Source organism: Neisseria sp. P0001.S005, from assembly GCF_051963715.1.
The window spans coordinates 1-758 of the sequence record NZ_JBQCTZ010000468.1; the positions used below are offsets into that span (position 1 = coordinate 1).

A 758-nucleotide genomic window follows, 5' to 3' on the forward strand; every position below is an offset into this window, starting at 1 on the left:
GTCGACCGCATTCTGTACACGCCGGTTGTTGAAGATTTTTCAATTTGATATCTGACTATCACTTTCGTAACTTAACAATTATTCTTTAATTCTTGTTAAAAAGGCCGTCTGAAATATTTCAGACGGCCTAAGATTCAGATAGCGTGCGAACAACCGGAAACCATTTTCTTCAAGGTTGTCGCATCTAAGATTTTGATGTGCTTGTGTTCAACCGAAATCAAGCCTTCATGATGGAATTTAGACAAGGTGCGGCTGACTGTTTCCAGTTTCAGCCCCAAATAGCTGCCGATTTCCTCACGCGACATCCGCAAGATAAAATCATTGGCGGCAAAGCCTCGTGAATAGAGACGCTGAGACAGGTTGAGCAAGAATGCCGCCAATCGCTCTTCAGCGCGCATATTGCCCAAAAGCAGCATAACGCCCTGATCTCGGACAATTTCGCGGCTCATCAAGCGGAAAAAGTGGGAGCGGAGGCTGGGAATATCCTGACCGAGTTCCTCAATATGAGTAAACGGAAGCTCGCATACCTCGCTGTCTTCCAAAGCCACAGCATCACAGCTGTGAATATGGGAACAAATCCCATCCATACCGATCAGCTCGCCCGACATAAAAAAGCCGGTTACCTGATCTCGTCCATCTTGGCTGGCGACTGTTGTCTTAAAGAAGCCCGCACGGATGGCAAACAAAGAGGTAAACGGCTCGCCGGCACGGAACAGGTATTCACCTTTTTTCAGACGGCGGCTTTGACGAATAACCGC

At 47.6% G+C, this 758-nt stretch carries 1 protein-coding gene; it reads right to left on the reverse strand.

Features of this window, described 5'->3' with window-relative positions:
* Window positions 1–134: 134 nt before the first annotated feature.
* Window positions 135–758, reverse strand: a 624-nt coding sequence (locus ACTHSP_RS21100) for a helix-turn-helix domain-containing protein (RefSeq protein ID WP_440346894.1), incomplete at its 5' end; no start/stop codon positions are given.